Here is a 6,273-nt window from a genome sequence, read left to right as displayed (position 1 = left end):
ATACGCTGCCGCAAATCCGTCGCTCATCGTGAGCCCGAGGTCTCCGTCGCCTACCACGCCATCGATCTCGATCAGGTAGTCACGGTTGTCCGCCATGATTTTTTTCCAGCTTGCAAGTACGTCAAGTAATTCTTTCTGATTCATTTCTATCGCCTCCCTGAAAATCCCGTTTCTTCTTATATTTGTTTGAAGAACGGTGTGTTTGCCGGTTTGTCGACCAGTTTCTTCAGTTCGTCGTCCAGCTTCAGAAGCGAGATGGACATCCCCGCCATTTCAAGCGATGTCGCATATTCGCCGACATACACTTTATAGGGCTTGATGCCTTTCGCCTTCAAGATTTCATCTACCTTGCGGTATACGACATACTGTTCTTCAAGCGGCGTGCTGCCGAGGCCGTTGATGAGTACCGCTACTTCGTCGCCCGAGACGTACGGAATATCCGCAATGATGGGCTCCATCATTTCTGCAACGATCTCGTCCGCCGGCAGGAGCTTGCCGCGGCGGATGCCCGGCTCGCCATGAATACCCATGCCGATCTCCATTTCGTCGTCAGCGATCTCGAAGCTTGGTTTGCCCACACGGGGTACGATGCACGGCGTTAAGGCAACGCCCATCGTGCGTACGTTGGCGCTTGCTTTTTCCGCGATGCGTTTTACCTCCGCAAGCGGCATCATTTCGTCTGCCGCAGCGCCTGCACATTTGTAGACAAAGAAAATGCCTGCAACGCCGCGGCGCGTGTTTTTCGCGCCTGGAGCCGCCGGGCCTGCCGATGCAACATCCTCGCCCGCGACAACGCTTTCCACCTTAATATCTTCTTCAAAATCCGCCATTTCGGCAGCCATATCGAAGTTGAAGATGTCGCCATTGTAGTTTCCGTAGATATAGAGCACGCCCGCGCCCGAATCAATCTCTTTGGTCACCTCGAACATCTGTTCTGCGCTAGGGGACTGGAACACATCGCCGATGGAGCAGCCGTCAAGCATACCTTCGCCCACATAGCCGAGGAACAACGGAAGGTGTCCACTGCCGCCTCCTGTCGCGATACCGACCTTGCCCTGTTTTTTATGCTTGCTGACAAGGCAGTGCAGATCGTCGCCTGCATGCGTGACCAGATCGCCATGCGCCAGATAGATGCCCTCCAGCATTTCTCCTATAAAAGCTTCCGGCTTGTTGATTATTTTCTTCATGCTGTTTTCCTCACTTTTAATTTTTTCGGACGGCCGCCGTACATTTCAGCGCCGTACTGCACCATCATGACCACGATCAGCACGAGACCCCACACGAACGTCTTGAGGAACGAATCGAAGCGCAGGATACTGAATGCGCTCGATATCACCTGCAATACGATGATCGACAGCACAACGCCCGCAAGCTTCCCTTTGCCGCCTGCCGGGGAAACGCCCCCAAGGATGACGATCAGAAGGGTGAGCAGCGTGTATGTCGTACCGTAATCAGATTTTGCCGATCCTAAATGTGAACACACAACGATGCCTGCAATAGCTGCCATAATGCCCGAAGCCATGTATGTCTTCATCGTTACGCTGAAATTATTGATGCCCGAATACCGTGACGCTGTCGGGTTTGCACCCATCAGGTACAATTGCTGTCCATAAACTGTAAACTTCAAAATGAGCATCAGCACAATGACCACGCCCACAAAGATCAGCAGCGAATAAGGGATCACCCCTAGGAACAGCCCGTTCCCAATCGTCTTGAACGCATCGGAAAGCCCGGTGATCGCCGGCCCTTTTGTGATCGCAAGTCCGAGGCCTGTGAATATCTGCTGGGCAGAAAGCGTGACCAGCATGGCAGGAATGCGCAGATTACCGATCATGAAACCATTGAACGCGCCCGCACCGATACCCACTGCGATAGCCGCCACGATCGCGCCTACGATCGCGCCTGTATTATCGATGCCTGCCGTCTTCATGATGACCGCTGCAACAATGCCCGCGAGGTTGGAGATGCCGACCACGGAAAGGTCGATCCCGCCTGCGATCATACAAAGCATCATGCCAAGTGCCATGATCCCGAATTCAGGGAACTGGAACGTCATGGACTGGAAGTTTGACAAGGTCAAAAACTGATCGGGTGCGGCAATCGTCATAATGACGACCAACGCAATAATGATCACGAACAGCCACACGATGTTTTTATCGATCGATTTTAATACGTTCACTTTTTTCTGTGCTTGTTTTTCCATCATTTACGCCCCCTTCCTCAAATCTTCGGGCTGAGCGCAACGCGCTTCGCCTTGATGGAGGTGATCATACAGCCGATAATGATCAGCATACCGATCACGAACGTCTGCCAGTAGGTAGGCACGCCCAAAATGATCAGGTTGTTTTGTACGATACTTAACAGTGCTACGCCAAGGATCGTGCCCAGCACACTCCCATGCCCGCCTGTAATACGCGCGCCGCCGATGACGACCGCCGCAATGACCAGCATCTCGCTGCCCATCAGGTTGTTTGGGTTGGAGTTGCGCGCGAGCAGCGTATACGTCATGCCTGTGATGCCTACGATCGCGCCCACGAACATATAAATGAAATATTGTGTTTTGACTACGTTGAAACCCGCGCGGCGCGCAGAATTCTGGTCGCCGCCGATCGCGTAGATCGCGCGTCCAAGCATCGTATACTTCATCAAAAACCACACGACCACGCACAGCACAACGGGCAGGATGATGAATACCGACATAGAGGAAATTTTGTTTCCGAGATCTACCTGAAAGAGGTACGCCTTTGACATACTATCCATTTGTGCCGGTAGGTTTGTGATTTCGTTGACGCCTACAAACGAAAGCAGCGCGCCGTTGATCAGGCTGCTTGTACCGAGCGTGGCGATCAGGGTCGGGATCTTGAACGTCCCTACGAGAAACGCATTGAGTACGCCGAGCGCAAGGCCAACAAGCCCGGAGATCACGAATGCAAGCAGTACGCCGTCCCAGCCGTTGTCGATCATCAGCTTGGACGTGAAGTACATTGCAAATGAAGCAAACGCCGGAAACGATACGTCGATACCGCCCGAGACGATGACGATCATTTCGCACAGGGCGAACATCAACATCGTCAGCATGGCACGCGCCGTGTCGACCACTGTGCCTACACTAAAGAACGAGTTGTTGACAAGTCCAATCACCAGGCACAGGCCGATAATGATATAGATAACAATCGCTTCGTTTGAAGTAAGAACATTATTTTTGGCCAGTTTTTTTGATTGATCCATAACGATACCCCCTTCCTATGCCTGCTCGCTCAAAAGAGCGGCCAGCTTTGTTTCGTCTAAATCTTCCGCATCCATGCTGGCAGTCAGTTTCCCGCCGCGCATGATGACGATCTTATTGCAGTTCTGGATGAGCTCGGGCAGGTCGTCAGAAATGATGATGACGCCCACGCCATCTTCGGCGAGACCGTGCAAAATCTTATGGATATCCGATTTGGAACCGATATCCACACCGACCGTCGGGCCATTGAGGATCAATATCCGCGGATTGGTATTCAGCCATTTGGCCAGCACGACCTTCTGTTGATTACCGCCGGACAGTGTCTTGATGGGCGGCTCGGGCGAAGGCGCGGCGATAGACAGCTTTTTGATCCATTCCCACATGGATTCCTTCATCCCCTTGTAGTCGATCCTTCCGCCCTTCAAATAACTTTTGATGGAAGCGGCGACCGTGTTTGTACCGATCGGGATCTCGAGGAACAGCCCCTCTGTGAGACGGTCTTCCGGAACATACCCGATGTTGTGCTTCATGGCGTCGGACACACTTTTGATCTTGATCTCCTCACCGTCTAAGATGATCTTGCCGCCGGTGGGTGGAGCCATACCGAAAAGCGCTTCGCCGATCTCTCCGCGGCCGGAGCCGAGAAGGCCGGTGATGCCAAGAACGTCGCCTTCACACAGCGTGAAGCTGACGTCTGAAAATTCCCCCGTGCGCTCTAAGTTCTGCACCTCGAGGATCTTTTTTTCTTTTGCCTGCGGACGATAAAACACATCTTCGATGTCTCTGCCCGTCATTGCTTTTACAAAACGCGCACGATCAAACTCGCCGATCGGGCCCTCCGCCACGTTTTCGCCGTTACGCAGGATCGAAAGCGTTTGCGCGATGTCATATACTTCGTCCAGCTTATGATTAACGATGAGTACTGCGATCCCCTGGGACTGCAGCATTCTGATGATTTCGAATAATTTTGCGACTTCCTTTGCGGTAAGCGCGGTCGTCGGCTCGTCCATGATGATAAGCTTTGCATCATTTAGCAGCGCACGGCAAATGGCGACCATTTGTTTGTTTGCCACAGACAAACGCTCGACTAAGACGTCAAGCGGTATTTTGGCGCCGATCTTATCCATTGCTTTTTGCGCGATGGTGCGTACTTCTTTCCAATTCACGATTTTTCTGCCGGAATTGAGCTCGTTGTTGAGCGCGATGTTTTCTGCTACCGTAATGTTGGGAAAAACCGAAAAGTCCTGATAAATGACCTGGATGCCCATTCTGATGGCTTCCATAGGCGTTAGGGATTTGAATGTCTTTCCGTCGATATAGATATCACCTTCGTCGGCGTTATGCGCACCCGATATGACTTTGATCAGGGTAGATTTGCCACAGCCGTTTTCTCCGGCCATACACAGAACCTCACCCTTGTGGATCGTCAGGTCTACGCCTTTTAGTGCTTTGACACCGCCAAAGGATTTTTTGATTCCTGTTACTTTCAAGAATACCTCTGACATGAATTTGTCCACCTTTCCCCCTAAATAGATATGCAAGGCTCCCCGTTTCGGGGGAGCCTAACATATTATTTATATGATTTGTAGTAGTGACTTAGAACTGATACATCGGATCGTCAACGTTGGATTTGTCAACGTCGATCCAAGCTTTTGCATACAGCGTGTTGTTGTTAGCGCCGCCCAGCGTGAGGTTATCATAGCCTGTAACCGTCAGGGACATGCCATTGTCAACTTTTTCTTCATTGAGGATTCTCAGTGCGAGCTCGTTCATCGCGTAGCCAGCAGCAGCCGGATCCCAGAAGGAGATCATGTCGATCACGCCGTCTTTGATGTATTTTCCGGAAACGGATACGAGGGACGTACCAACGATCTTCACTTTTCCTGTCATGCCTGCTTCTTCAACCGCACGTGCAGCACCTGCTACGTCAGCCATAGCGGAGCCCTGGAAGCCTGTGAGCTCCGGGAACGCCGTCAGCAGTTCTTTTGTCTTCGTGTAAGCCTGCTCCTGATCGTCAGCAGATTCTACTTTGTCACCAGCAAGTTTCATGTCCGGGAAGTCTTTTTTCTGCATTGCTACAGAAGCGTCTACCCATGTGTTGTGCGTCTGGGAAGTAAGTGCGCCTACCATAACGGCATATTCGCCCTTCTTGCCCATAAGCTCGGAAAGCTTTGTCATGAAGTGCTCGCCATAAGCTTCGTTGTCAAACGCTTCTAAGTCATAGTCAACGTTCGTCATGCCGTCAGCTTCGTGAGAGATCACGAGGATACCAGCTTCGCGCGCTTTTTTCAGAACCGGCTCGAGCGCCTCTGTGGAGAACGGAACCACGCAGATCGCGTCTACTTTAGCAGCGATAGCGTCTTCCACGTATTTCGCCTGCTCAGCAGCGTCAGCCGTAGCCGGGCCGTCCTGATAAGCGTCTACGCCTGTGTCGGCAGCAAACTGCTTAACACCAAGATCCATTCTCTGGAACCAGGCGATACCTGTCGTCTTCGGGATCGTGATGATCTTGAAGTCTGTTTTTAAGTCTTTGAGCGTGGAGTGGTCTCCGCCCACTACCTCTGTGCCCGAAGCGGGAGCAGATGCGGACTCGCTTGCAGCAGCCGATTCACTCGGTGCAGCCGACTCGCTTGCAGCGGCCGATTCGCTCGGTGCTGCCGATGCGGGCTCGCTCGGTGCAGGAGCCGGGCTCGAGCATGCGAACAGCGAGAACACCATTACCACAGCCAAGACTGCGATGACAATTTTTTTCATTTTTGTTTCCTCCTAAGTTTTTTTACATTTCGTTTTCACGAAAAACTTATTTAAAATTTTAAAAATTCGATTTTGAGTAATGAAAGCTGTTTCTTTCAGATCAATTATAGTTTAGTAAACATATGATTGTTTTTATTAAAACTACCACTTATGTTTAGTCTTGTCAAGTCGTTTTGAGTGCTAAACTACTAAACGAATGCCCTTTGGTAAAAGAAAAACACTTTATGAACAAAATACTACCGATTTTTATTCATATCTTCATATTTATGTAAAAATTTCCGCAACTCCAATCA

5 protein-coding genes are annotated in these 6,273 nt (G+C 51.0%); all 5 read right to left on the bottom strand.

Translation table 11 applies throughout. The features are described from left to right. Positions 1 to 176: 176 nt before the first annotated feature. Positions 177 to 1,187 carry a dihydroxyacetone kinase subunit DhaK gene (locus tag VB081_RS03480; RefSeq protein ID WP_323399459.1) on the bottom strand — a complete coding sequence of 337 codons (1,011 nt, stop codon included), beginning with the start codon at positions 1,185 to 1,187 and terminating at the stop codon, positions 177 to 179. Continuing rightward, positions 1,184 to 2,206, bottom strand: a complete 1,023-nt coding sequence (locus VB081_RS03475; protein ID WP_323399458.1) for an ABC transporter permease — start codon at positions 2,204 to 2,206, stop codon at positions 1,184 to 1,186. The genes VB081_RS03480 and VB081_RS03475 overlap by 4 nt, the downstream gene beginning before the upstream one ends. 14 nt (positions 2,207 to 2,220) lie before the next feature. Continuing rightward, entirely contained in the window at positions 2,221 to 3,228 is a 1,008-nt protein-coding gene (locus tag VB081_RS03470) for an ABC transporter permease (protein ID WP_323399457.1), read from the bottom strand. 15 nt (positions 3,229 to 3,243) lie between these two features. After that, positions 3,244 to 4,731 carry a sugar ABC transporter ATP-binding protein gene (locus VB081_RS03465; RefSeq protein ID WP_323399456.1) on the bottom strand — a complete coding sequence of 496 codons (1,488 nt, stop codon included), beginning with the start codon at positions 4,729 to 4,731 and terminating at the stop codon, positions 3,244 to 3,246. A 91-nt stretch (positions 4,732 to 4,822) separates the two neighbouring features. Continuing rightward, entirely contained in the window at positions 4,823 to 5,980 is a 1,158-nt protein-coding gene (locus tag VB081_RS03460; RefSeq protein WP_323399455.1) for an autoinducer 2 ABC transporter substrate-binding protein, read from the bottom strand. Positions 5,981 to 6,273: the final 293 nt, after the last annotated feature.

Source organism: Christensenella sp. (genome assembly GCF_034927525.1).
Taxonomy (GTDB): domain Bacteria; phylum Bacillota; class Clostridia; order Christensenellales; family Christensenellaceae; genus Christensenella.
This window is presented reverse-complemented; position numbering and strand designations above follow the sequence as displayed.

Coding starts and splice junctions, on each gene's coding strand:
- VB081_RS03480 (WP_323399459.1), bottom strand. CDS start 1,187: ATGAAGAAAATAATCAACAAGCCGGAAGCTTTTATAGGAGAAATGCTG.
- VB081_RS03470 (WP_323399457.1), bottom strand. CDS start 3,228: ATGGATCAATCAAAAAAACTGGCCAAAAATAATGTTCTTACTTCAAAC.
- VB081_RS03460 (WP_323399455.1), bottom strand. CDS start 5,980: ATGAAAAAAATTGTCATCGCAGTCTTGGCTGTGGTAATGGTGTTCTCG.
- VB081_RS03475 (WP_323399458.1), bottom strand. CDS start 2,206: ATGATGGAAAAACAAGCACAGAAAAAAGTGAACGTATTAAAATCGATC.
- VB081_RS03465 (WP_323399456.1), bottom strand. CDS start 4,731: ATGTCAGAGGTATTCTTGAAAGTAACAGGAATCAAAAAATCCTTTGGC.